This is a genomic window from Exiguobacterium sp. LL15, assembly GCF_024436095.1.
GTDB classification, from domain to species: Bacteria; Bacillota; Bacilli; order Exiguobacteriales; family Exiguobacteriaceae; genus Exiguobacterium_A; species Exiguobacterium_A indicum.
In genome coordinates this window covers 1,579,553-1,604,289 of sequence record NZ_JANFNX010000001.1, presented here as the reverse complement: position 1 = coordinate 1,604,289, position 24,737 = coordinate 1,579,553, and the positions used below count along the sequence as shown (strand labels likewise).

Genomic DNA, 24,737 nt, shown 5'->3' with positions numbered 1-24,737 from the left:
GATGGACTGAAAAAGCTTACAAGACGAATGCCGATTCCGAACTGTTTTGCAATTCGGCGGACGCGAGACGTGTGACACCGTTCATGAACGGGTCATGGGCGACGAATAAGTCACCGATTGCTTTGATCTCAGCCACGGTCGCATTCTCCTTCGCACCAGCGATGCGTAAGCGATACGGTTTTTTCGTCACCGTATCGAACGTCAGGACGATCGTATGTTCCATCAATGGTCACTCCTTTCATGAAATGTAGAGGATGGGTTATGCCTTCAGTAAAGCGTAGTCACGACTGATTTCCGTCAGCGCATAGCGTCCGTCGAGTAAGCTGCCGATCGATTGCCCGATCGAAGCGACGACGTCTGCTGGAAGATTCGAACGTAAGCCGTTGTAGCGGCGGCGAGCGACGACGGCATCACCGTTCGCTGTCACCTTGTCCTTCCGCTCGAAGACGATGACGAGACTCGTCTTGATCTCTTCTGCTTGTGTCATGTGTATCACCTCCTTCGCCCTTATTGACAGGGGAAGAGACCGGATTGTTCGAAAGGAATGAAAAAAACATGGTCTGGTTACGTTTTTTACGAAAAGTCTCGTTTCTACGGATGCGGACGCTCGGATATGCATCGTTGATCTTCGTCTTCGGTGTCGCGGGTATCATGTATGCGCTTGAGCCGGAGACGTTCGGGTCCTACTTCCGCGCTGTCTACTGGACGATGACGACCGTCGTCACGGTCGGATACGGTGACTTCTTCCCGAACTCGGATACCGGTCGGATTCTGACGATTTTCGTGTTCATCTTCGGGATCGGGATCGTCGGTGGATTGATCTCAAAACTGGTCGATGGTGTCCAGTTGATTCGTAATCAAAAGGAAAGAGGGTTGTTACAAGTGAAGGAAACAGGACATACGGTCGTCTTCGGATACAGTCGGCGTTCGAAGCACGTCATCGAGTCATTGCTCGAACATACGGATGTCGTCCTCGTCGACGACCTAGAGCGGGAGCCATTCAGCCACCCCCGGTTCCATTACGTCTGTGGTGATCCGGCGCTGACGTCGACGCTCGAGCGAGCTCACATCGAAAAGGCGGTCCGTGCGATCGTTCTCGCGGATCATTCGATTCCCCCGGTCCATGCTGACGGACGGACACTGTTGATCGCTTCAAGCATCGAACGGGCGAATCCGAACATCTACACGATCGTCGAGATGATGCTCGAAGAACACCTCGACAGCTTTGAACAGGTCAAGGTCGATGAGGTGTTGCTTGGTGACGAGACGATTGCCCGGATGGCGATCCTCGCGTCCCATCATCCTGGCGTGACGAAGGTCGTGACGAATCTGTTGACGAAAGACGGTGAAGGGATGTTCTCGATTCCGACGCGACCGGAATGGGCGACATACCGCGATGCGTTTCATGCCTTGCTAGAAGAAGGGGTGACGATTCTGTCCGACGGGAAACGGCTTGATTTGAATCGGCGACTTGATGAAACGATTCCGAAAAACGGGACGTTGATCGTCCTTTGCTCAGAAGAGACGGCGAATCGAATTGGAGCGATTTAGGGAAGAAAGGATTTAACTAATCTTTTTTCGGGTATAGTAAACAAATTTACTGGACGGAGGAAAAGGATTATGACACAACCACAACCAGAATGGATTCAAGAATTATTCGAGACGGTCGATCAAGGCGAAATTAAAAACGCACCAAAATTACTCTATATGGCATTAACGCTTGAACCAAATTATTTTACAAAAGCAGTTAGCCGTTTTAATCAGCGATTGGAAGTCGAACCATTAACGGACGTTTCGGAATTGCTGACGGTCTATCGTCAATTCTTCCTTTCAGCTAATCCATCGGAAGAATACTGGTCGCTTGCCTGGAACGAACTCATCCAGACCCTACAACATATGATCGATCGACCAGAAGCACAGCAATTACTTAAAGAACATGTCGATTTACTCGACTGGTGGTCAAGTGAATCGTTGCTGTCGCTCCCGAGTTGGTTAACGATTCTCGACGTTGCAGAACGCATCGACGCGCTTGATCAATTTAGCAGTTATCTTCCAGATATCTTCGAGAGCTACGCGCTCGAGACAGCAAAGGATGAGCCGTTCGCTCGACTTGCCTGGTACGCGCTCGCGAGCAATCAACAAGCGTTGCTTGCCCCGTACAGAGACCGGATTGAAGCCGGTTCATCGAAGGAAATTCAGTCTCTTCGTCAAGCGGATCTCCTCGATCAAATTGAAACGACACGGGTCGTTATGTTAAAGTCGAAAGATAACGAGCCGATTGAATTAACCTTTGATCGAAAATGGACATTATAAATTATCGAAGAAAAAATGACACCTAGAAGCCGCACGAATCCAATCCAAGGGGTGTAGGGATGATTCACGTCAATTTACCGAGTGGTGACTATGTCGTGTTAGTAGAAATAAATCGTGAAGTGCTGCTGTGTCATTCGATTGAAGAAGCGGAACAAGCACAACGCGACCGGTATGAACTGGTCGGACGGATGAGCGAACGCTTGCCGGCAGAAGTGATTGGACCCTCGATTGCGGACTTCGTCCGCTTTTCGACCGGGTTCATCGGCGAAGAAGTAACGTGGCATGAAGAAGAGGAAGCGTTCTTTTGCCAACAGTTCGAGACGTTCGACGGGTCCCCGTTAGGTGAAGATCTGACAGGCATCGATGCAACGCGTTGGCGTGCGGTCCTTGCACGCTATTATGCTTACGTGACGATCGGAAAAATCATTCCTTTTGAAGTCAGCGAAGAACCGGACGGTACGGTTCCGCTTTAGTCCAGACGATTCTTCGGTCGGCGCGTAAACAGAGAAGGGCAGGGTTCCCATGAAAAAGCAACTTGCACTACTCACGCTAGCGACAATTGTCGCCATGCCAACGTCTGCCTTTGCGCAGTCTCAATACGTACAATACGACCCAACTTTTACAGAACAACAAAAACAAAGCTGGTTGGCGAATCAGGGACTGAGCGAGATTCGTGCCTTGAAACAAAAAGGATTCTCTCTCGTCGAGCCACTTGCACATCTCGAAGAAGAGGATATCGATGCCGACTTGATTCCGATCACGGACGTCAAGAAAGCGACGGATTCTGCCCAGTTCCAGCAAACGTATCTCGATCAGTCACGGATCCCTACTTACTGGAAGTACAGCCGTGGTAAGTCGGATATCCGCGTTGCAATCATTGATGACGCAATCGATACGAAACACCGTGAGTTCAAGGACGTCATTTATAAAACGACGACGATCTCGGGCATCCGTAAACCGGATGATCACGGAACGCATGTCGCTGGGATCGTCGGGGCACGGGAAGACGGGAAAGGGATCGTTGGTGTCGCATCCGGTGTTAAATTGATCGGAGCCGACGTATTCGATGGTGACTTTGCTGCGTCGATTGATATCGGTGACGGTATTTTGTATGCGATCGAGCAGGGAGCAGACGTCATCAACCTGTCGCTCGGACAATATGAATTCGATCCCTACATGGAAGAAGCAATCAAAAAAGCAGAAGCGAAGAACATCCTTGTCGTTGGAGCAGCGGGGAATGATGGGCGCAATAAAGTGCTCTTCCCAGGTTCGATGAGTCAAGTCGTCGCCGTTGGGGCTGTTGGCACACTCGGTCGAGCGTCGACGTTCTCGAATTACGGCAAAGGACTTAACATCATGGCACCGGGTGAAGGGATTTATTCAACGATCGTTGGGAATAAGTATGGTTACTTAGACGGGACATCGATGGCAACACCGGTCGTCAGCGGGGTATTGGCGCTTGCGAAATCAAAGAATCCATTCGTCACGAATGAAGCGATGCGCAGTAAACTGTATGCTGCTGCGACCAAAAAAACAGGAGATACAAGTTCACATTACGGAGTCGGTCGCTTGAATGCCGGAATGTTAGCGGCGCTTCCGGCGCCAATTTCTAAAGTGTCGCTCCCTTCAACAGTCAAACCGAATCAACTATTCGCGTTTTACTTTGACGAATATTCGAATGCGAAAACGACGACCCGTCTTTATAAAGATGGGAAAGTCATTAAAACGTTCACCCAGTCGAAATTAAAAAATGGGACGCACAAGTTCACGTATCAATTGAAACAAAAAGGGTCCTATAAACTCGTATTCAAGACGAGTGGTGGACGCCATACGCGAACGGTCGAACGACTCCTGACCGTCAAATAAAAAAAGCGCCTCCCACCGAGTGGGAAACGCTGTACGAGACCTGAAGGTTACTTCGGGTCTTTTCCTTTTTTATAGACGGGCGTCGGAGGTGTTAATGCCTCTCCAGTCCACGTGATCATCGCTTCCATTTTGTATCCTGTGTCATCCTCATGGACGAACGACAAGCGACTGGAATCGATCAATTGGTATAAACCATAAGCGACCTGGTCGGCCCAAGAGCGTAACGTCATTGCTTCATCATACAACGGGATTTGCTCAGGGAAACGTTCATTCATAAGCAAGATATCGTGTTGATCGAAATGATAGCTACGTTTTGAGAGTGCATCGGGCGCCTTGACGTTGAACGGCTCGAACGCGTGGATGAGCTCTCCTTGACGATAGAAGGCGAAGATGCCGTTTCGCAGATGAAGTGCCTTGATCTCATCGATCTCGATCAGGAACGTCAACTTGCGAACCGTTCGCCGGTTCGTACCAGAGCGTCGTTTTTTCATACTGCATGCCCCCTTCTGAACTCTTGTACTATACCGTGAAATGAGGCAGGGACGCAACTTTTTCGTTTATAAAACGAGAATTGCCTCTTGCAGGAAAGCGGCATCTACGCTACACTCATAAGCAGTGACTATGTTGGTTCGGACAATCGCGGGGCATTTCGGTGCTTTGAGGAAAGTCCATGCTCGCACAGCCTGCGATGGCTGTAGTGATCGTGCTACACAAAAAGATAAGTGTAGGCAGCGTCAAGCTGACGGCAGAAGGAACGCCTAAGTCTTCGGATAGGGCCGAAACTTCTTGAAGGTGCCACAGTGACGGAGCTTCATGGGAAACCATGAAGGTGGAACGAGGTAAACCCCACGAGCGAGAAACCCAAATTTGGTAGGGGAATTTCCGGAGCGGAACTGAACGCGAAGGAGAGCGTATGCAAATACGGAGATAGATGATTGTCGCCTGCGTGTGAGGGTCAAACCGTTTGAAACACTAAGGAACAGAACATGGCTTACAGGACCACATAGGCTGTTATTTTTAAGTTGAACGAGAGTCCAGGTCCACCCTGGGCTCTTTTTTTATTGCAATGAAACGATTCAGTGGAAGAAACAATAAAGGAGTGAACGCGATATGGCAAAACGCTTAGTCATCGCGACAGCGGCGATGGGAATCGAAGCGCTCGTCGCAAAAGAAGTCCGTGCGTTAGGATACGAATGTACGGTCGAGGACGGAAAGGTCTACATCGATTGTGAGATGGAGGACATTCCCCGTTTGAACATGTGGCTTCGGACAGCGGACCGGATCAAACTCGTCGTTGCTGAGTTCCGCGCGACGACATTCGAAAAATTGTTCGATCAAGTCAAAGCACTGCCGTGGCACGAGTTGATGCCGTGGGATGCGAACTTCATCGTCAACGGTCGTTCGGTCAAGTCGAAGCTGTTCTCGATCCGTGACTGTCAGAAGATCACCGAGAAAGCAATCGTCTCGCACATGCAAGAACAGTACAACAAAGGAACGGAATGGTTGCCAAAAACCGGCGCAAGTTATCCGATTGAAGTTGCTTTGTTAAAAGATATCGCGACATTAACGATCGATACGTCAGGTGACGCGCTGCACAAACGCGGCTACCGTGAATTCCACTCAGCAGCCCCACTCAAAGAAACGATGGCAGCAGCGATGCTGATGCTGACGAACTGGAAGCCGGATATGCCGCTCTACGACGTCTTCACCGGTTCAGGTACACTGGCGATCGAAGCAGCGATGATCGGGCGTAATATCGCACCAGGGATCAACCGCGAGTTCGTCTCACAGGAATGGAAATGCATTCCGAAGAAGGCATGGTTCGATGCGATCAACGAAGCGAACGAAAAAGCAGAGTGGGACAAACCGTTGAAAATCTACGCAAGCGATGTCGATCCAGAGATGGTCAAGCTCGCGAAAACGAACGCAGAACTCGCAGACGTCCGTGATGCGATCAACGTCATGCAACGCGACGCTGCAGACTTCAAACCAAAGGAAGACTTCGGTGTCATCATCGGGAACCCGCCTTACGGGGAGCGTTTGGAGGACGCACGTGAAGTCCATCAGTTGTACCGTAAGATTGGAACGGCGTACAAAGAATTCCCATACTACAGTGTCTATATGATCACGTCGTATGTTGAGTTCGAAAAAGCGTACGGTCGTCCAGCGACGAAGCGCCGGAAGCTCTATAACGGGAACATCGAAGTTCAGTTCTACCAATACTATGGTTTGCGTCGGAAACGTCCGCAGGCTTAAGCCATTTTTTGAGGGTGACGGACCGCGAGTTCACACTCAGTTCCCACTTTTGTATTTTTTCAGCAAAATGTCATGAGCCGCTCGGTTGAGCGGTTTTTTTGTCGTCTAGTAATGAGGCGAGCATCTTTCGAGAACCTTCGAACAGGTGTGTAAGAATATATATACTTTATCATGATAACAATCGAGTAGTGTCGATTTTTGACGAACGATTTTTTGAATACTTAGCTTAACAAAAGGATAAAGTTGGTTTGATGATATTATAATTTATAGTATCTATATATTAGATAATTATATTGGAGGTATCTAATGTCTAAAACAGTATATTTTTACAACTTTAATATTTACAGTTATGATGACAATATTCAACGAACAGTTTCTTCCCAAAGAGCAAGAAATCAGTTAAATAGATTCATCAATGGTTTACCATATCGCAACAGACAAGATGAGCAATCTGCAGCTGCAGCCTTAGATGAGATTGCAGAAGAAGTAGAACAACAAGATACAACATTAGATGAGCGTATACATTTATTTACTAACAGAGCAGAGAATGGTGATATCTTCTTGGAAGTAATAAATGTAACTGAGGAACATGTTTTTGGGCTTATAGGTAAAAATATAGACACATATTTGCATCTAAGAAACCGTCGTACAAGAAGGAGCCGAGAAATCGCTAGAGAAGAAGGAGAACAAATTGAAGCTACAACATTTTTTGTAATTGATTTTGAAAATATGATTTGTGCTTTTTTTAGGGAGCAAGGTGCTCCACAAATTGAAGAAATGAACAAATTATTTTATCGAGTTCGAGGTTTTGAAAATTATCAAGTTAATATGGCAAAAATGACAAACGATGAAGTGTTAAATTCAATAGCACGTAAAGAGATAATCTCAACCCTCGAATATGAAATTCAAGTACCCCATGATACATTTTTCGCTCATATTAATATAGATAAAAATGATGCTTTAAGAATTCGAAATCAAGGGACTACAAAAATGGTTTTAAAAATTGCATCTGTAGGGCGTGATCAATCTCTTCTACAAGATTCTGGTTATGAAGAAAAGATTGGATTTTTTAATCGAATTTCAGATCTAATAAGAGGCGTGGATAATAATGCAAAAGGTAGAGCAGGCGTAAAAGATGAAGGAGAAAGAAAAGCTGAATATTCTTTTTTAGATGATAACATTACTTTAAAAACAAGAAGAGACATCAATTATGCAGAAGTGGCTGAGATGCATAGGTTAGAACCCACACGCCCATACACAGAAATTTTATTTAATTACTTTGAGGAACAGTTATTAGAGGCATTAGCAGAATTAAATTAACATGTTTCTTGACTTTCACTTTAGGAGGGATATCATGGTGAAATTCAGACGAAATGCTTCAAATATAATATTGGGTTTAGTTAGTATAGCTATAATTATTGGTGTTTTTGTAAAACCTGATTTATTTTTGATTGATCCTGATAAAGATTTTCATAAAGATATTATTACACTATCTTCTGTGTTCGGCGGTTTTTCATTTACCACATATGGAATCATTATTGGATTATCAAGTCAAAAAATAATGCGTACACTTGAGAGGATGGGCTACACCTCCCCATACTATGTATCAGTTTCCATAAGCCTTTTTACAATTGTGATATCCTTAATTTTCTCACTAACGGGTATGTTTATTACACAGTTGAACGGATCAGTTATTGTAGCAAAATTGGAATTGGCTACTTTTATGATAGGAGTATTGTTCTTTATTTCATCTATATTTAACGTTCTCGATATGCAGAAAGTTATAAGAAATGAAATTAAGAATTCTAATGATTAAAAAGATACTTTAATTTACATGATGTTCTAGGCTAAACTAAAATCTTAAGACAATATAAAACATTTTTTGGGTAGTGCATTTTAAAAAATACTGATATTTGAATCGGAGGTTTTTTGCGACGGGTAAAAACGTATATTCGAATGAAGTGAAAGGGGAGTTGCGAAAAGTAATTGAGAACTCCTAGACGTCTGCGATGTGATCAACGTGATGCAACGCGACTCAGCAGACTTCAAACCGAAGAAAGGCTACGGCGTCATCATCGGGAATCCACCGCATTGTGAACGTCCTGAGGATGCTCGTGAAGTCCATCAGTTGTACTGATGAATTGGAACATTATGCAAATAATTCCCATACTATAATATCTAGATGATCACGTCGTATATTCAGTTAGAAAAAGCGTAAAGTCGCCTTGCGACGAAACGCTGTAAGCACTTTAACAGGAACATCAAAGTTTTCAGTTTAATCAATATTATGGTTTACGTTGGAAACGTCCGTAGGCGTAATAAAAATTGAAAGTTTTCAATAATATTGTTAAGGGATTGAAACGAATAATAAACTCCTTTTAAAAACTGCTTAATTGGGCATTTTTTTTTAAAGGAGAAAATTAACTAATTTAATTTATAAATAAAGAAACTATTGAATAGGTGATTTCATGGTATTTAATAAAAAATCAATTACTAATGCTGTTTTAATTAATATAGTTTTTTTTATAATCGTTAGTATACTTAGCTATAGTTTTTTTGAAAATCCAAATAAAGAAATAACTCATGTGCTAAATAGAAATCATATTAGAGTTTCTGAAATATTTAGTGTTGGTTTTATAGGAGAATTTTTACTTTTATTAATTTTAACTTTTTCTATTTTATTATATAGCTTATTAGCAACTACGCAAAAAATTGAAATTACTAAATTCTATATTTCGTCATTAATTGAAAGAATAAAAGTAAGTGATTTAAAATGGCATATAGCAACATTTTTTGTAATGTTAATTCTAAATTCTATATTTGTTAATTATAAGAACGCTTACAATTACATTTATGTTTTCCCATTTTTAATTTGGCTAATAGTATTTTCTATTAAATATATAGTCAATTTAAAAAAAGAATATTTTTTTACCAATTACTTAAATGTAAATTTGAATGATTTATTTCATAATTATGAAAGAATTGTTTTCTTTGTCTCATTATTTATTTCTATTGGTTTAGTAATTCCTACTAAATTACTAAATATTATTCAGATTCCCTTTCTTCATTTTTTCGTAAATTTAATGTTATTAATATTTATTGCAACTATTTCGAATATTATAAAAATTATTAATCTAGAATATTTATCGGCAAAATTGCATAAACAGATAATTACAAACAAATACATTTTTGATTGTATTTTAAATTCACTAAAAGATGATGAAAGAAAAGAATTTTTGGAAAAAACAAAAATAAATATTAAAAATAGCGGAAATTACAGATTAAATAGTAAACGAATATTTATGATTTTTTTGAAAGATTTAAATTTAAATAATATTTTGTTAGAAAAAAGAATAAAAAAAAATTACCAGGATCTTATTGTAGATCCAATCCACCTCTCAAATAGTATTGGGGAAGTAGTAAAACAGAGAAACAGTACAAATTTTCTCGTTTCTTTATTTCTTATACCTTTAACCTATATTTTTATAATTTTTTTAAAGACAAATGCTTTATTAAATTCAACAATTGATTTAATCCTTAAAGTTTTCTTTATTCTAATATTATTTAGATTGATAATGAGATCTATTGAGATTGGCCATGCTTTTTATAGAGATATTCAGCCAACAGTTAAAATTAAAAAAACAAATTTATCAAATAGGTCAAGAATAAAATTAGTTATTTATAGTTTATTTGAAGTTACTTTATTATCAAGTGTTTTATATTTGTTCTCTAAAATCATTTTGTTGAAAGAATTTACACCTATGAATTTACTATCAATATATATTGAAAATATTGAATATTCTATTGGAGTTGCTTTTTTTAACGTTTCATTTCCACTTACATATTTAGATAAAGTAAATCATTTAGTTTCCGAAGATTATTGGAGTTTGCCTAGCGCGATTAGAATAATTCATGCCATACAGTTAATTATAAGTATAATATTGGTATCTTTATCAATTACCTCTTATTCTTCAAGAGAGCGAAATTTGATGGCGTATAGTATTGAATTTTTAAATGATTACTACGTTATTAGTGAAACTAATATAAATAATAAAAAAAATAGAGTTATTTTCAAATCTTCATCTAAAAAAGGATTAAAAATGGTGATTGAGAGAGCCTGGAAAAATAATAGAATTGGAAGTGATCAATATTTAGAACTAAATGAACTAGTTAATATATACGCTCTGAAAAAGATTAATTGATTAGACTGAGGTAGCTGATACAAATATAAAATACTTTAATTAGGCTATCTGATACCGTATTTTTTCGGTGTCAGATAGCCTAATTTTTTTTGGATTCGTTCTTAGTTATAATAGTTTAAGTAATTAATAACGCGTTCAGAGACCTTATGGTCTCTTAGCGAATTAAAATTGACGTACTGGAAATCCTCAGGCTTTAAATTAGAGTGGGGAACGATTCAATAACTGTGTTGTCCCAACAGTTTCCTTTACGAGACATGCTACTTGTTAGGTGATTCCTCTTAACGAATTCTTGAAAGGCATATGATGTGTAAAAACTACCTTGATCCGAATGAAGGATGACCCCTTTGGGAGTTTCGATTCTCAAGCGCTATCTCCAACGTATCGATGACCACATCAATTTTGCAGACAAGATGGTCCTGCGGAACCAGTTGTTCCAATGTGAGGGTGACATGTTTTGATCGATGAGGGTGATTTCTCTTACCCATCATTAGAAATCCTCCTCCTTCTTCGTTTTTACTTTTTATACTTGTAAGAAAGAAGAGAGAAGCGCTTTGTCTTCAGTCTGAACCGCTTAATTGAGCGGTTCTTTATTTTTTAAAATTGCTATTTTTACTATGAATAAGGTACAAAGTTCCTTAGTATGCAACTCGTATGACCTGTTCTCTTAGTTCTTTAAAACTATTTCGATAAATAAGTAGGGAAATTAGACTAGTCTATCGAAAGTTATCCTTAGAAAAAATCTAAGAGGATTAACTTCTTTAATGAAGACTTTGAAGTGGAGGGAACATGTTGGATAATTTTTTAATGATATCGTCAACGATTTCAGCTCCAATCGAGACTGTATGGCGTCTGTGGACAGAACCGCAGCACATGATGCAATGGTATCGATCGTCGAATGGCTGGTACACGACACATGTCGAGAACGAATTAATGGAACAGGGACATTTTAAAAGTCGAATGCAACGCGAAGGAAGTCCGACATATGTCGAATATTTGGGTACGTATCAGGAGGTCTCACCCTTAGAGCATTTGCGCTATCAATTAGAAGATGGACGACTTGTCGAAGTCATGTTCATTCCGTTGCGCCATCGAACGAAAGTGATTGAAATTTTTGAAGACGATCAAGTGAATGATCCGGATGCACAACGTGCTTCATGGCAAAGTATTCTGGATCGTTTTACGACTTATGTCGAAGCAGGTAACTATACTCTTGTTGATCAGTTAAATCCATAACACTCTAAAAAAGAGAAATGTATCGTTTTGCATATTAAATCCCTTCTTACATGGACTTTAGTCTAAGAAGGGATTTTTTGTGAGTAAGGTATAGAGAGTAATGCTGTTTAGTTTGTAAAAAGATAAAAAATAAAAATATAAAATTTTTAACAATTGTTAAATGATGTTATTTAAAGTATAATATAAACATTTTATTTGGAGAGAATGATATGATGGAAAAAAGGAGGTCAAATTATGCTTAGAAAAGTGTTGCTCGTGTTTTTAACAATGTGCTCCGCAGTGGCATTATTATTCATCGCATCAAAAAATGCATTAGGAGATCACGTCATTTCGTTAGAGGAGCCGGTAGCCTTTCGTATTTCGGTAATCATGACTATCGTATTGTTCTTACCACCGCTCATTTTATCGTTCTTTAACCATCCACTAATCAATATCATCAATGTAGTCTATCAATCCTTTATTGTTCTAACATTTATTGGATTGATGCCAATTGGCTTCATGATACAAAATGGAATGACAACAACATTATTTTCGTTCATTGGAACGATTTTAAGTGTTTTCAGCATCTGGAGTATTTATAAATACCGCTCACCACGCACTTGAATACACGCGTCTTAATTAAAGTAAATGAATGATACCAAAAATGTATGAGTGAAGTAGCATGAGGCATACATAATCTTGAAAAGCGTTCAAAACGAACGGTATTACACAACGAATTATCTTTGGGGGAAATGAAAGATGTGGATCATTCTTGGATTAATGGCAATTGGATTTACTGCACTGAATATCATCTTTTATTTGATTGGTAAGGATTATCGTTTCCTGATGTTGCTTGGACTGAGTTTTACGGCACTGACGCTGTGCGCGGAATACCGACTCGTCGCGGAATTCGTGGCTCGAGAAGATTGGGCAGCGTTACAAGACGTCGTACCGGGCATGGAGCTGGCACTGTGGGTGTTGACGTTCATCTCAATCGGATTAAACGTATTGCCGCTACTGTTAGACTATCGAAAGAATCGATTGCGTTGACGAACCGAAGAGGAGCTGAATCTTGATGAGCTATACATTTTCACCGCTGACGCAACGACAGGCGGAACAGGTCGCATACGAGTGGCAATATGACGGGGCGTTTGCATTTTATGATATGCCGAACGACGAAGAAGATTTAGCAGAATTTCTCGATCCAGCAAAGCGGACGGAACATTATTTTGCTGTGTTGGATGGGGAAGAATTGGTTGGTTATTATGTATTTGAACCAAACGCAGACGTCGTTGACGTCGGGCTTGGCATGCGACCAGATTTGACAGGACGAGGAAATGGAGTGGGATTTTTAGAAGCCGGTCTTGCGTTCATCATGGACCGGTACGCACCTAAACAAATTGAATTAGCTGTTGCGACATTCAACGAGCGGGCGATTCGCTTGTATACGAAAAGTGGCTTCCTTCCAGTCGAACGCTTCCAACAGGCGACGAATGGTGGAAGTTATGAATTTTTGAAGATGCGTTTACAACTCGTCCACTCGACGGAACCTTTTCCAAACTCTATAAGTAGATAATAGAAAAGGAGATGATGTTATGGCACGCTGTACGAATTGTCAGTATAAGTTCAACACAAAAGAAGTGCTCGCTGTCAGTGTTGCAATACACGGGAAAGGCAAACCATGTCCGAACTGTGGCGTGAAACAATACATATCCCGGAAGTCACAATTTTATCTATCACTCGGGAATATTAGTCTCTTGTTCGTCCTGTTCTTGCCATTTCTGATTCGGTTGAGTGACCGGGAAGAATCGATGAGGTAAGATGTCAGTTACCTTCGATTTCATGAAACTTTTTCCTGAATCAACCAGTAGATAAGGAAGAAGGAGATGGTCAGATGGTACATTGTACGAATTGCCAGTATACGTTCAAAACAAAAGAAGTGCTTACTGTCGGATTTTCGAAACATGGGAAAGCATGTCCGAACTGTGGCGTGAAGCAATACATTTCGAAAGACTCGCAACATTACTTATCGCTCGGATATGTCAGTCTCTTGTTCGTTTTGATCCTACCGTTCGTCATCAAACTGAGCGACAAAGAAGAGACGATTTGGTAAAGCATTACGCGCATGCCTGAAAACGACAGGGTGCGCGTTTTGTCTTATACTCGGGGCAAAGGAGCTGGGAAACATGCAAATCGTATACGATGCAACCGTACAAAACGCAGCGGGCGAGACTGTTTCATTAGGTGACTATGCGGGGCGTGTCCTCGTGATCGTCAACACGGCAAGCAAATGTGGGCTTGTTAAACAACTTGGCGAACTACAGGCATTGTACGATAAATATGACGAGCAAGGAGTCACGGTGCTTGGCTTTCCGTGCGATCAATTCAATCAGCAGGAGTTCGCGAGTCAGGAAGAGACGATGCAGTTCTGTCAGCTGAACTATGGCGTGACGTTTCCGATATTTCAGAAGATCGACGTCAATGGACCAAATGAGCATCCGCTTTATACATTCCTAAAACGCGAACGCTCCGGTCTGCTGTCGTCGAAGATTAAATGGAACTATACGAAGTTTTTAATCGATCGCCAAGGTCGTGTCGTACAGCGGTTCAGTCCGGTCGATTCCGTCCAGTCAGTTGAAAGAACGCTATCTTTGTATTTATAAACCAAATAACCGTCCGGTGTGAATCGTCGGACGGTTACGAATGAATGTGAGAGGTACATATGAAAATCAATTCTATCTCAATCAGAAAGATGCAACATACTGATTATGAAATCATGTCTCAATGGTTAAGTACAAAAGAAGTGTTAGAGTTCTATGGAGATATGAACGCACCATTTACGTTGCAACAAGTGATAGATAAATACGAACCGAGAGTAAATGGAGAGATACCTGTCGCTCCATACATCGTAGAGTTAGATGATGAACCTATTGGATTCATGCAACGTTATTTGATAACGGACGAACAAAAAGAGGTATTTGGATATCCTGCGAATTTTATCATAATTGGAATTGACCAGTTTATTGGTTATCCTGAACTTTTTAATAAGGGTATTGGAACGAAAATGATAAAGTTATTCGTTGAAGATATCGCTCGAGGCAAGGAAGTAAATCGAATTATTCTAGATCCTGACGTATCAAATCTTAGAGCAATTAAAGCTTATGAAAAATGTGGGTTTCAGAAAGTTAAAAAAATCAATGAAGATACGTGCTGGATGATGGAGTATACGATTGATCATCCATAATCTGCTCCTATGAATGTTCATAGAAAAGATCCACGAAACGAATATCCGTTTCGTGGATCTTTTGCGTATGAAAATGGTTCAGGTCATTCAACGCTAAACGAATCAAAGGAATGCTTGACGATCGCATCGCTGCGCTTATGTCCGAGATCGGTCAGAACCGGTGGACGGGGAGACAAGACATGAAAATCTTGCTCGAACGCCCGGAGCCAGTAATGAACCCAGTCTTTTGTAGGATCGAGATTCATCATTTCACGTGCGAACGTCAGTAGCTTTGAATCTGTCAGCGTCAGAAGTGGAATCGGGTTGATCTCAACATCTTCTTTTAGTTCGTAGAGGTCCGGTGAACGAAGCAGAATCGCATCCGCTTCGAAGGTCAATCGGAAGTAATTACAGCTGTAGTCGCCGACGATGACCATCGTCTCCTCCGTATGCCCGCGAAAATGAAAGATCAATCGGTTACCAGTTGCGACATCCATCAAGAACTGATTGAGTCCGATGTGATAATCTTCGCGAAATTGTAGTTTCTCAAGCGTGATTTCTTGCATGATTTAGCCTCCAGTCCGAGTTTGTCGTTCTTCTGTCAAAACGGTTTGGCGCGCTGCTAGGCGAGACGAACCGATCAATAAGGCGATTCCGAGTAACAATAACGAGATTCCGAACCAGGCCGTACCATTTAACTGTTCACCGAGGACGAACACACCAAGCAAGGCGGCAGTCAGCGGCTCACCGAGCGAGAGCGTGACGGCAGTCGACGATGGTACGTTCGATAGTCCTTTCGCGAATAACCAGTAAGCGATTCCGGTCGCAACGACGCCGAGATGGAGGCTGATTCCGGCACCACGTGACGTGAACAACCAGGAGAGATCGAATAAGAAGAGCAGAGGTGACAACAGTAAGGCGCTCGTCGTAAAAATGACGGCAACGACTGACAGCGGTGCGTGTGTCTTGACGAGGTCTCGACTGACGAACGTATACCCGGCAAACGATAGTCCGGCACCGAGTGCAAGGACGATCCCGATTGGATCAATCGCAACTGTTCCTTGATTGTTCAAAAGCAACAGACAACCGGTGATCGATAGTCCGGTCGATGCCCACCACAGCAACGCTGGACGTTTCTTTAGGAACAGCCACTCGATACACCCGGAAAAGATCGGCGCGCTACCGATTGCGACGACGGTACCGACGGCGACACCGGTCATCAATACAGCGGAGAAGAACAGTGGCTGGTAAGCCGCCATGCTGACGGCAGCAAGTAAAATCGTCCGCACCGGCCAGTCGCGTAACGTCAGCGTTCCTTTGAAGAGAACGAGACAGAGTAAGAACAGTCCACCGACAGCCAGACGAACGGCACCAATTGCAATCGGATGTGCATCTTCCGGCGCAAAGGCTTGTGAGGTCCCCGTCGTGCCCCAAAAGATCGCAGCAAGTAATATGAGTAACATCGATGATGATTTAGACATGAGTCACCTCTTCGAATGCAATTTTTTTTAATGATATTAGAACGAGAATACCATAGAACGTGTAGGATGGAATACACCAAATAATTGAAAAAATGGTATGGTGTATAGGGTGAAGTCGTATGATTCACGAATGCGAAAACGAAAAGGATGGGACCCATGAAAGAAATGAACCAAATCGAAGCGATACTTGACGTCTTATCACAAAAAATCAATCACGGGTCGACCTTCATTCAGCGGCGATACGATACTGGAGTCGCTCAATTCAATTTGAATGACCCGGTGACGGAACAGGCGATTCAGTCATTTGAAAAACAGTTCAAGCTAACGTTACCAAGTGAATATAAGACATTCCTTCGTTTACATGACGGAGCAGAATTGTTCATGATTCAAGGTCTCGGTATCGAACTGTATCCACTTGAAAAAGTCATTGAAATGACGATCCAGGCTAAAGAGGACGACCTGATCCATGAAGACTACGATCATTTCTTGATGATTGGCGAAATGAACGAAGGATATGTCTTGATCCAGACGGAAGATGCAAAGACGGATGAGACACCGTATATGCACTGGATGTTTCATGAGTTATCGACAGAGGAGACTGACCCGATTGGACAGAACTTCGGCACGTTCCTCGAGTATGCGATTATTGCGCAAGGCGATATGTTCTGGGAGTTCAAGGACTTCTCGATTGCAACAAATACTTATTATGTAGAGGACTACAATTCCGAAGAAGAAGTGAGCAAACCACGACCGATTCGCTTCGTCGACTCGGTTCGCGTTGAAATCGAGTATCCGATTGCGAAAAGAGATGCGTATTTCTCGGTTAAGATTTTCGAAGGGAAACAAGAAAAAGAACGTCTTAGCAGTAGCTACGACTCGGATTCGCGCTTTGATAAAGTGATGCAATCGGTTCGAGAATATCTAATGGCAGAGCGATTCCAGTATTCGTCAATCATGGTCTTTCAAAAGGAGCATCGGTTTTGGCAGAACGAGGACGAGACAGGTGATCCGTTGATTCGTAATCATAATCCGCAACGTCAAGGACTGAGCTTCAATGGATATCGTGCCTTCGTCGAGGAGCCACCACGCCCACTCCCAGGGTGGGAATGATTTAGAAATTCTTCACACAGCACGGAGTTTTACAAATGAAAAATGGTTGTTGATCCTCATGATTCTTTGTTTCAGCGGTTGTATGATCCAACCGCAAAGTGGAAGTGAGACGAATGAGACGTCCTTCACAGGGACTACGAAAGAAGGATTCGTCTTTGAATACAAATTGACGAACACAGGAGACCATGCATTTGATGTCGTTGCGCGTTCTGGACATTTGTTGAATGTCGTCGTTCGTGAGAGCAAGTCGAGGACTGTCGTCTTCGATTCAAGAAAACAACAGATTAAAACAAGACAACAAAAGAAACGTGTCAAAGCATCAGAAACCGTCGTTCTCAAACAAACGGTACAAGGCGAGACAATCGAGCCGGGTACATACGATATCGAATATCTCGTTGAGGAGAAAGAACAGTACAGCGACAGTTCTAGTTCAGTAGAGAGTATGGAAGAGAAATTAAAATGATTTACGCCTCTGGTGAACGACTTCTTTAATAAATATCTTAAAGCCACATTCAGGTTTCAGTACGAATGATGTTATGAGTAACATGAGACGTACAAAAGTGGTCCATGTGAAGCTGGTTTTCGTCTGTTAGGCATCTAACGGGTGAAAATCAGCTTTTTATTCACTAATGATACTATGCGACGATAGGTCGGGAGCGAATGTCTGCGTTACTGGACTTTTCGAATGAGGAAATCAAAGCAAGCAGGAAATCAAGGGACTAAGCCTGAAAAAGAAGGACAAAACCTTATTTTTATATATCGAAATTTAATTTCAAAAATAAATAAATAATATTGAATTAAAATTTCTTAATTGTATAATAAAGGGAGGGAAGAGAAAGGGTGAAGCAGATGTTAGATCAATTAGCAACGGAACGTCGGAATGAACGGACGATGCAACTCGATGAGATGACAGTCGAGGATGTCTTACGGGTGATGAACGCTGAGGATCAAACGGTCGCGACGGTCATTCGGGAACAAATTCCTGTTATCGCGGAAGTCGTCAAACATGTCATTGCATCATTCAAAAACGGAGGACGCTTGATTTACATCGGTGCTGGTACGAGCGGACGACTCGGTATTCTCGATGCGGCGGAGTGTGTACCGACGTTCGGGGTCTCACCAGACATGGTCGTTGGTTTGATTGCAGGCGGCGAACGCGCGTTAATCAAGGCGGTCGAGGGAGCAGAGGATAGTCGGACGCTTGCCGTCGACGATTTAAAAGGGCTCCAGCTAGGAGCTAGTGATACGGTCATCGGGATCGCAGCAAGCGGTCGGACGCCGTATGTCATCGGCGGGCTTGATTACGCGAAGGAAGTCGGAGCGGTGACGGCAGCGATTTCTTGTAACACGGATGCGATCATCAGTGGGCACGCGCGTTATGCGATCGAAGTCGAAACAGGTCCGGAAGTCTTGACGGGATCAACAAGACTAAAGGCTGGAACGGCACAAAAGCTCGTCTTGAACATGATTTCGACGGCGGCGATGATCGGTGTCGGCAAGGTCTATCAAAATCTGATGGTCGACGTCCAGTCAACGAACGAAAAACTGGAGATCCGGGCGAAGCGGATGATTTGTGAGGCAACAGGAGTCGACGCTGTAACGGCGGAGCGTGTCTTTAGTGAAGCGCACGGTCACGTCAAGACGGCAATCGTCATGATTCTCGCGAATGTTTCGTATACAGAAGCCGTCGAACGATTACAACAAGCAAACGGATTCGTCCGAGACGCACTCTAAGGGGGAAACACGATGAAGAAGGAAGAAGTGCTGGCACACGCGATTCTCGAGCACGTCGGTGGAAAAGATAATCTCCGGCAGCTTGCGCACTGTATGACGCGGGTTCGTTTATCGTTAAAGGATCCGACGCAAGCCAATATCGATGCGTTAAAGCGGATTGATGGGGTCATGGGGGTCATCGATGACGAGACGTTACAAATCGTCGTCGGTCCGGGAACGGTCAATCGGGTAGCCGACCACTTAAGTCGCGAGACGGGACTCGCGATCGGGGAAGAGTCCGTTGATCCGAACTTGACGCCAGAAGAACGAGCCGCCGTCGAACGGCAAAAAGTAAAAGCAAAACAACAATCTCCGTTCAAACGCTTCTTGCGCCGAATCGGGAACATCTTCATTCCGCTCATTCCGGGTCTTGTTGCTTCCGGTATCATCAACGGTGGTGCGAACTTCGCGAAAAATGCGGGTGTCGATGCAACACAGACATGGATGCAGATTTTACTCTTGATCGGTGGGACGGTCTTTGCATATCTCGCAATCCTTGTCGGTTGGAATACGGCGAAGGAGTTCGGCGGAACACCGGTGCTCGGGGCGATTGCCGGTGGGATTCTATTCAACCCCGTGCTTGCGGACATCACGATTTACGGGGAACCGCTCGTTCCAGGCAGGGGCGGCTTGTTTGGTGTCATCTTCGCTGCGTGGTTGATGACGTATCTTGAGAAACACATCCGTCGCTTCATGTTCGCATCGATCGATATCATCTTTACGCCACTGTTTACGGTGCTGATTGTCGGATTTGCCTCGCTCTATGCGATCATGCCGGTTGCTGGACTGCTGTCAGACGGTATCATGAAAGCAATCAATGCCGTACTTGAGGTCGGTGGACCACTCGCCGGGGCAGTACTGGCCGGCTTCTTCCTACCACTCGTCATGGTTGGTCTTCATCATGGACTGACACCGATCCATCTCGAGTTTTTGAACACGATTGGCAACACGCCACTCTTACCGATTCTTGCAATGGCAGGAGCGGGTCAAGTCGGGGCGGCAATGGCGATTTTCGTCAAGACGCGCAATCCGCGCCTGCGTAACATCATCAAAGGGGCGATTCCGGTCGGATTCCTCGGAATCGGTGAACCGTTGTTATACGGTGTTACGTTGCCGCTCGGTCGTCCGTTCGTAACGGCATGTCTCGGCGCAGCAGTCGGTGGTGCCTTCCAAGCAACGATGAAGACGACGGCGCTTGGAGTCGGCGTATCCGGTTTGTCATTGACACCGTTGATCGACAACGGAATGTACTTGACGTACATCGGTGGTCTCGTCATCTCGTACGCGGCAGGATTCCTGTTCACGTATTGGTTCGGTTTCAAAGAAGAGATGGCAGACGGTATTTAAGGTATTGAAAAGCAGTTGAATCCTTCGAAAAAGAAGGAATCAGCTGCTTTTTCCCTAAGTAGATAAAGAGAAGGAGTGAGTAGATGAAAGGATTATCAATCTATTTAAGTGAACCGATCACAGACGAGACGAGCGAGTGGCTACAGCGGATGCGTGTTGTTGGCTTTACGTCGCTCTTTACATCGCTACATATTCCCGAGGACGATTCTTCACTGTACGTCGAACGCTTGCAAGCGCTCGGTCGTTTAGCACGTGAGCTCGGATTCGAACTCGTGGCGGACATCGCACCAGCGTCGCTCGCGACGCTCGGCAAGACATGGGAGACAGCAGCGACGTTAACGGACTGGGGCGTCACTGGACTGCGTCTTGATTACGGCATCAGCCCGCAGCAAATCGCGACGTTATCGAACCAAATGATGGTCGCGCTGAACGCTAGTACGTTAACAGCAGATGAATTAACGGAGATGAAGGCACAGGGTCTGCGAATCGATCACACGGAAGCGTGGCATAATTTTTATCCGCGACCGGAAACAGGACTCGACCGGACGTGGTTTGATGCAAAGAATACTTGGTTGCAGGCGCAAGGATTACGGGTTCAAGCATTCATACCGGGTGACGAGACACTCCGTGGACCGTTGTTTGAGACGTTACCGACACTTGAAGAACACCGGCATGCGTCACCGTTCGCCAGTTATATCGATTTACAATCGACCGTCGATCGAATCCTCGTCGGAGATCCACGATTGACGGAGGCGACGATTCGGCAATTCGAAGCAGAGCAAGACGGAATCATCCTCCTCCGAGCCGTGGCGAACGGACGACAGATACAACGAGAGACGGAAACGAATCGGTTTGATCCGGCGCGGGATGTCATTCGGTCCGTCGAGTCGCGGATGAAGCCGTCGACGATCGATCTAACACCGCAAGATCCGTCTGCCCGTCTGCTTGGAACGATTACGATCGATAATGAAAAATACGGACGATACGCGGGCGAGGTTCAAATCACGAAACGTAATTTGTCGGCAGATGAGCGAGTCAACGTCCTCGGACGCGTCATTGAGGCCGATCAACCATTGATTGCACGGCTTGGTCCAGGAAGTAAGTTCCGGATTGAATGGGTGACGCCATGAAGCAGCTCGTTGCGGAACGACTCGCCTATCTGTACCGAGGAGAATTGTTCACGGTCGTCACGATTTTACCACTCAGCTGGTTTGGCAATCGTGTCTTTCCACGACTGCAGTTATTTGAACTCAGTGCCTTTTGGATGTCACTGTTTTTGTTTGAGCTGTTGTTGATTCAAGGAGCTTGGTATTGGTACAGCAAGTCAAGGCGTCTGAAGAAGGAAGGAACGTCGATCACCCCGGAATCCGTCATCCGACGATTACGTCACTGTCGTGTCTTCAATCTGGCTTTGATCGTCCTGACAGCATGTGCATTCGGACTCGATTGGATTCGCTTTCAATCCGATTTTCCAGTGTACGGGTTACGAATCACGTTGTTTTTGTATGTCTTCGCGATTCTTGAATACATTAATTATTTCCATATCCAACTGATGTACGATAACCGGTCGGATGTGCAATACTTAATACAGAATAGACGTTTGAAACGATCGGCTTTATATAAGGATATGCAACGACTTCGTCAAGTAGTCTAAGGGTTCATCGAAAATAGGAGGGATTGTATGCTCGATATGCTCATTCGTGGCTATCGAAAGTTACGGAAGTTAAGAGGGCGATAAAAAGGAGGGTGTTATGAATGAAATGGCTCAATCGACCGACACGGATCAAGGAGGAAACACCATTACGCTTCGTGACGGATCCAGATACGGATTTTTGGCGCAATACCCATTATCAGTTTAACCGTCTGACAGGTCATGCGTTGTTACAGCATTCTCCGGACGGGGAATTCAAGTGCCGAATCGAAGTAAAATTAAACCCGAATGCGACATATGATCAAGCGGGGATTTTGCTTTATGTGAACGACGATCACTGGGTGAAAGTGTCGGCTGAATTCATTCCGGATGGTCCGTCACATCTCGGTGCTGTCGTGACGAGCTTCGGTTACTCGGATTGGTCGTGTCGGGACGTCGATAATACGCTGTTTGACGCACCGCTGGTCTTTGAACTCCATTACCTCAATCAAGACGTCACGTTGTATCACGTGACAGGAGAGCACAAAGAGCAGCTTCGCATCGCACACTTACATGACGTGACGGATTTGAAGATTGGACCGTATGCGTGTAGTCCGGATGTAGAAGCGGCAGGGTGTGAAGTGGAAGTACTAGATTTCTCATTAGAGACAATCGTTAAATAAAACGTCATAGCAAATGGACCGATGTCAGGCATCGGTCCATTTTTTGATCGTATCTAGAGACTGATTAAAACTTAGCTGCTTGTTCCGGCATCTGTCCTGTATAGGACGATTGTGGTCTGAAGATCCGGTTATCTTGCGATTGTTCGAGGATGTGTGCCGTCCAGCCGATGATACGGCTAGAGGTGAACGTCGGTGTGAACAGTTCTTTCGGAATGTCGAGTCCTTTTAGGACGGCTGCCGCGAAGAATTCAACATTTGTATACAGTTTTCTACCCGGTTTGTATTCTTCGAGTAAATCGATCGCCGTTTGCTCCATTTGTGTAATCAGGTTGAACCAATCGCTCTCTTGCGCGAGATCTTTTGAGACGACTTTTAAGGCTTCTGAACGCGGATCGCGTGTTTTGTAGACCCGGTGACCAAAGCCCATCAGTTTTTCGCCTTTTTCTAACTTGTTTCGGATCCACGGTTCGATGTTGTCGATCGTTCCGATCTCATCAATCATCTCAATGACTTCTGACGGAGCGCCACCATGAAGCGGTCCTTTCATGGAACCAATCGCGGCACAGACGCCAGAAATCATTTCCGATTCCGTCGAGACGACGACACGGGAAGCGAACGTTGAAGCATTCATACCGTGTTCAATCGTTAGGATCAGATACGCCGTCAGCGCTTTGATTTCAACTTCACTCGGCAATTGTCCTTTGATCATATAGATATAATTCGCGACATGATCGAGTTCCGGATTCGGTTCGATGAAGTCAGCGCCTTGATTTTTTTGATATTTATAGGCAATGATCGTTGGCAAGAGTGCTGTTAGATGCATCGCTTGATCGATTGTCGGTGGCCAAGCGAAAGCGGGTGTACCGAGTGCTGAGATCGCTGTTCGCATCGTACTCATGACATCCATCTCGTTCGGCAATGTATCGAGAATCGTCTTAATATAAGAAGGAAGTTCACGATAGCTCGTCATCTGTTCCTTGAATGTGACCAGTTCCGCTTCAGTCGGGAATTCACCATTCCAGATGAAATACGCGACTTCTTCAAACGAATAAGATAATGCGAGTTCCTTTGCCCAGTGTCCGCGATAAATAAGGTGACCTAACGTTCCATCGACTAAACCGATTTGTGTTTCAGCGGCAATGACGCCTTCGAGTCCTTTTTTGTATTCCATCTTCAACACTCCTTTTCTATTACCTACAGTCAGTATGACGTACGTTACCACTAAATCACCAGTAATTTGAATGCGTTTACAAAATTATTCTGAGGAGTGGTATAAACTAAGGTATGTGGGAGTCATCAGTTTATGCCGAATGTTCCATCTTTTTTCAATAAATCTAATATTTCTTGAGACGCTTGGATTTTCTATAGTTTCTCATACCTTAACGTAACTATATGTGTATATACTATCTTTTATCAAAATGCATATCGCAATCCAAGGTATGTTTTAGATGTACTCATTAAAAAAGACTAGGACATCTACACAGTCCCAGTCTTTTTATATTAAATGTAAAGAGATCATCCTCCTAATTCATTATGCATGATCTCTTCGTTTAAATAGATAGATCAGTTGTAATCCATCGCTTGGAAATCCACTAATTAAACGAAGTGGTAATAGATTGAAAATGACGAATATAGCGGACA

Annotated in this window: 30 protein-coding genes and 1 other RNA gene; 25 read left to right on the top strand and 6 right to left on the bottom strand. The window is 43.6% G+C overall.

Annotated elements, in window-relative coordinates; translation table 11 throughout:
* Positions 1-16: 16 nt before the first annotated feature.
* Complete coding sequence (locus NOM72_RS08450) at positions 17-223, bottom strand: DUF2922 family protein (RefSeq protein ID WP_029341392.1); 207 nt, start codon at positions 221-223, stop codon at positions 17-19.
* A 36-nt stretch (positions 224-259) separates the two neighbouring features.
* Positions 260-487: a DUF1659 domain-containing protein gene (locus NOM72_RS08445; RefSeq protein WP_023467919.1), complete on the bottom strand. Its 228-nt coding sequence runs from the start codon at positions 485-487 to the stop codon at positions 260-262.
* Positions 488-555: 68 nt separating this feature from the next.
* Here NOM72_RS08445 and NOM72_RS08440 point away from each other — a divergent pair, with 68 nt between their 5' ends.
* The 4 genes from NOM72_RS08440 to NOM72_RS08425 all read left to right on the top strand — a co-directional run bounded on the left by NOM72_RS08440 (position 556) and on the right by NOM72_RS08425 (position 4,179).
* Positions 556-1,551: a potassium channel family protein gene (locus NOM72_RS08440; protein WP_235147642.1), complete on the top strand. Its 996-nt coding sequence runs from the start codon at positions 556-558 to the stop codon at positions 1,549-1,551.
* A 69-nt stretch (positions 1,552-1,620) separates the two neighbouring features.
* Positions 1,621-2,313 carry a hypothetical protein gene (locus NOM72_RS08435; RefSeq protein WP_023467921.1) on the top strand — a complete coding sequence of 231 codons (693 nt, stop codon included), beginning with the start codon at positions 1,621-1,623 and terminating at the stop codon, positions 2,311-2,313.
* A gap of 59 nt (positions 2,314-2,372) precedes the next feature.
* The gene (locus NOM72_RS08430; protein WP_023467922.1) at positions 2,373-2,786 is read left to right on the top strand and encodes a hypothetical protein; all 414 of its coding nucleotides are present in this window, start codon (positions 2,373-2,375) and stop codon (positions 2,784-2,786) included.
* 49 nt (positions 2,787-2,835) lie between these two features.
* Positions 2,836-4,179: a S8 family peptidase gene (locus NOM72_RS08425; protein ID WP_255998784.1), complete on the top strand. Its 1,344-nt coding sequence runs from the start codon at positions 2,836-2,838 to the stop codon at positions 4,177-4,179.
* 47 nt (positions 4,180-4,226) lie between these two features.
* On the opposite strand, the gene NOM72_RS08420 is transcribed toward NOM72_RS08425, so the two are convergent.
* Positions 4,227-4,670 (bottom strand): hypothetical protein, encoded by a 444-nt coding sequence (locus tag NOM72_RS08420; RefSeq protein WP_029341396.1) that lies wholly within the window; start codon positions 4,668-4,670, stop codon positions 4,227-4,229.
* A 134-nt stretch (positions 4,671-4,804) separates the two neighbouring features.
* Between NOM72_RS08420 and rnpB the strand changes: the two genes are divergently transcribed.
* From rnpB to NOM72_RS08345, 14 genes are all read left to right on the top strand, one after another.
* Positions 4,805-5,178, top strand: an RNA gene (gene rnpB, locus NOM72_RS08415) — RNase P RNA component class B.
* A gap of 111 nt (positions 5,179-5,289) precedes the next feature.
* Positions 5,290-6,435, top strand: coding sequence for a THUMP domain-containing class I SAM-dependent RNA methyltransferase (locus tag NOM72_RS08410; RefSeq protein ID WP_029341397.1), 1,146 nt, complete (start codon positions 5,290-5,292; stop codon positions 6,433-6,435).
* Positions 6,436-6,741: 306 nt separating this feature from the next.
* Entirely contained in the window at positions 6,742-7,755 is a 1,014-nt protein-coding gene (locus NOM72_RS08405) for a hypothetical protein (protein WP_255998782.1), read from the top strand.
* 34 nt (positions 7,756-7,789) lie between these two features.
* Positions 7,790-8,251, top strand: coding sequence for a hypothetical protein (locus NOM72_RS08400; RefSeq protein ID WP_255998780.1), 462 nt, complete (start codon positions 7,790-7,792; stop codon positions 8,249-8,251).
* Positions 8,252-8,446: 195 nt separating this feature from the next.
* Entirely contained in the window at positions 8,447-8,572 is a 126-nt protein-coding gene (locus NOM72_RS08395; RefSeq protein ID WP_255998778.1) for a hypothetical protein, read from the top strand.
* 331 nt (positions 8,573-8,903) lie between these two features.
* A complete protein-coding gene (locus NOM72_RS08390) occupies positions 8,904-10,637 on the top strand; it encodes a hypothetical protein (protein WP_255998776.1) in 1,734 nt (577 codons plus the stop codon).
* 804 nt (positions 10,638-11,441) lie between these two features.
* Positions 11,442-11,870: an SRPBCC domain-containing protein gene (locus NOM72_RS08380; protein ID WP_158408688.1), complete on the top strand. Its 429-nt coding sequence runs from the start codon at positions 11,442-11,444 to the stop codon at positions 11,868-11,870.
* Positions 11,871-12,104: 234 nt separating this feature from the next.
* The gene (locus tag NOM72_RS08375; protein WP_255998772.1) at positions 12,105-12,473 is read left to right on the top strand and encodes a hypothetical protein; all 369 of its coding nucleotides are present in this window, start codon (positions 12,105-12,107) and stop codon (positions 12,471-12,473) included.
* Between the two features lie 135 nt (positions 12,474-12,608).
* Positions 12,609-12,899: a hypothetical protein gene (locus tag NOM72_RS08370; protein ID WP_255998770.1), complete on the top strand. Its 291-nt coding sequence runs from the start codon at positions 12,609-12,611 to the stop codon at positions 12,897-12,899.
* A 25-nt stretch (positions 12,900-12,924) separates the two neighbouring features.
* Complete coding sequence (locus tag NOM72_RS08365; RefSeq protein ID WP_255998768.1) at positions 12,925-13,425, top strand: GNAT family N-acetyltransferase; 501 nt, start codon at positions 12,925-12,927, stop codon at positions 13,423-13,425.
* 19 nt (positions 13,426-13,444) lie between these two features.
* Positions 13,445-13,669, top strand: coding sequence for a hypothetical protein (locus NOM72_RS08360; protein ID WP_255998765.1), 225 nt, complete (start codon positions 13,445-13,447; stop codon positions 13,667-13,669).
* Positions 13,670-13,743: 74 nt separating this feature from the next.
* On the top strand, positions 13,744-13,962 hold the full coding sequence (locus NOM72_RS08355; protein ID WP_023467992.1) for a hypothetical protein: 219 nt from the start codon (positions 13,744-13,746) through the stop codon (positions 13,960-13,962).
* 73 nt (positions 13,963-14,035) lie between these two features.
* Complete coding sequence (locus NOM72_RS08350; protein ID WP_255998762.1) at positions 14,036-14,512, top strand: glutathione peroxidase; 477 nt, start codon at positions 14,036-14,038, stop codon at positions 14,510-14,512.
* A gap of 59 nt (positions 14,513-14,571) precedes the next feature.
* A complete protein-coding gene (locus NOM72_RS08345; protein WP_255998760.1) occupies positions 14,572-15,093 on the top strand; it encodes a GNAT family N-acetyltransferase in 522 nt (173 codons plus the stop codon).
* Positions 15,094-15,176: 83 nt separating this feature from the next.
* Here NOM72_RS08345 and NOM72_RS08340 read toward each other — a convergent pair whose 3' ends face one another.
* On the bottom strand, positions 15,177-15,638 hold the full coding sequence (locus tag NOM72_RS08340) for a hypothetical protein (protein WP_255998758.1): 462 nt from the start codon (positions 15,636-15,638) through the stop codon (positions 15,177-15,179).
* 3 nt (positions 15,639-15,641) lie between these two features.
* Positions 15,642-16,553 (bottom strand): EamA family transporter, encoded by a 912-nt coding sequence (locus tag NOM72_RS08335; protein ID WP_055967431.1) that lies wholly within the window; start codon positions 16,551-16,553, stop codon positions 15,642-15,644.
* Between the two features lie 156 nt (positions 16,554-16,709).
* Here NOM72_RS08335 and NOM72_RS08330 point away from each other — a divergent pair, with 156 nt between their 5' ends.
* The 7 genes from NOM72_RS08330 (at position 16,710) to NOM72_RS08300 (ending at position 23,096) form a co-directional block, all read left to right on the top strand.
* The gene (locus NOM72_RS08330) at positions 16,710-17,663 is read left to right on the top strand and encodes an SMI1/KNR4 family protein (RefSeq protein WP_255998755.1); all 954 of its coding nucleotides are present in this window, start codon (positions 16,710-16,712) and stop codon (positions 17,661-17,663) included.
* Between the two features lie 82 nt (positions 17,664-17,745).
* A complete protein-coding gene (locus tag NOM72_RS08325) occupies positions 17,746-18,126 on the top strand; it encodes a BsuPI-related putative proteinase inhibitor (protein ID WP_145981738.1) in 381 nt (126 codons plus the stop codon).
* 386 nt (positions 18,127-18,512) lie between these two features.
* Positions 18,513-19,397, top strand: coding sequence for an N-acetylmuramic acid 6-phosphate etherase (gene murQ / locus NOM72_RS08320; protein WP_255998753.1), 885 nt, complete (start codon positions 18,513-18,515; stop codon positions 19,395-19,397).
* A gap of 12 nt (positions 19,398-19,409) precedes the next feature.
* The gene (locus NOM72_RS08315) at positions 19,410-20,783 is read left to right on the top strand and encodes a PTS transporter subunit EIIC (protein ID WP_035397903.1); all 1,374 of its coding nucleotides are present in this window, start codon (positions 19,410-19,412) and stop codon (positions 20,781-20,783) included.
* Between the two features lie 83 nt (positions 20,784-20,866).
* Positions 20,867-21,913, top strand: a complete 1,047-nt coding sequence (locus tag NOM72_RS08310) for a DUF871 domain-containing protein (RefSeq protein ID WP_255998751.1) — start codon at positions 20,867-20,869, stop codon at positions 21,911-21,913.
* Positions 21,910-22,437 (top strand): general stress protein, encoded by a 528-nt coding sequence (locus NOM72_RS08305; protein WP_152995358.1) that lies wholly within the window; start codon positions 21,910-21,912, stop codon positions 22,435-22,437. The genes NOM72_RS08310 and NOM72_RS08305 overlap by 4 nt, the downstream gene beginning before the upstream one ends.
* A 101-nt stretch (positions 22,438-22,538) precedes the next feature.
* On the top strand, positions 22,539-23,096 hold the full coding sequence (locus tag NOM72_RS08300) for a DUF1349 domain-containing protein (protein ID WP_058714072.1): 558 nt from the start codon (positions 22,539-22,541) through the stop codon (positions 23,094-23,096).
* 64 nt (positions 23,097-23,160) lie between these two features.
* On the opposite strand, the gene NOM72_RS08295 is transcribed toward NOM72_RS08300, so the two are convergent.
* Positions 23,161-24,267, bottom strand: a complete 1,107-nt coding sequence (locus tag NOM72_RS08295; RefSeq protein ID WP_035397897.1) for a citrate synthase/methylcitrate synthase — start codon at positions 24,265-24,267, stop codon at positions 23,161-23,163.
* Positions 24,268-24,737 lie beyond the last annotated feature (470 nt).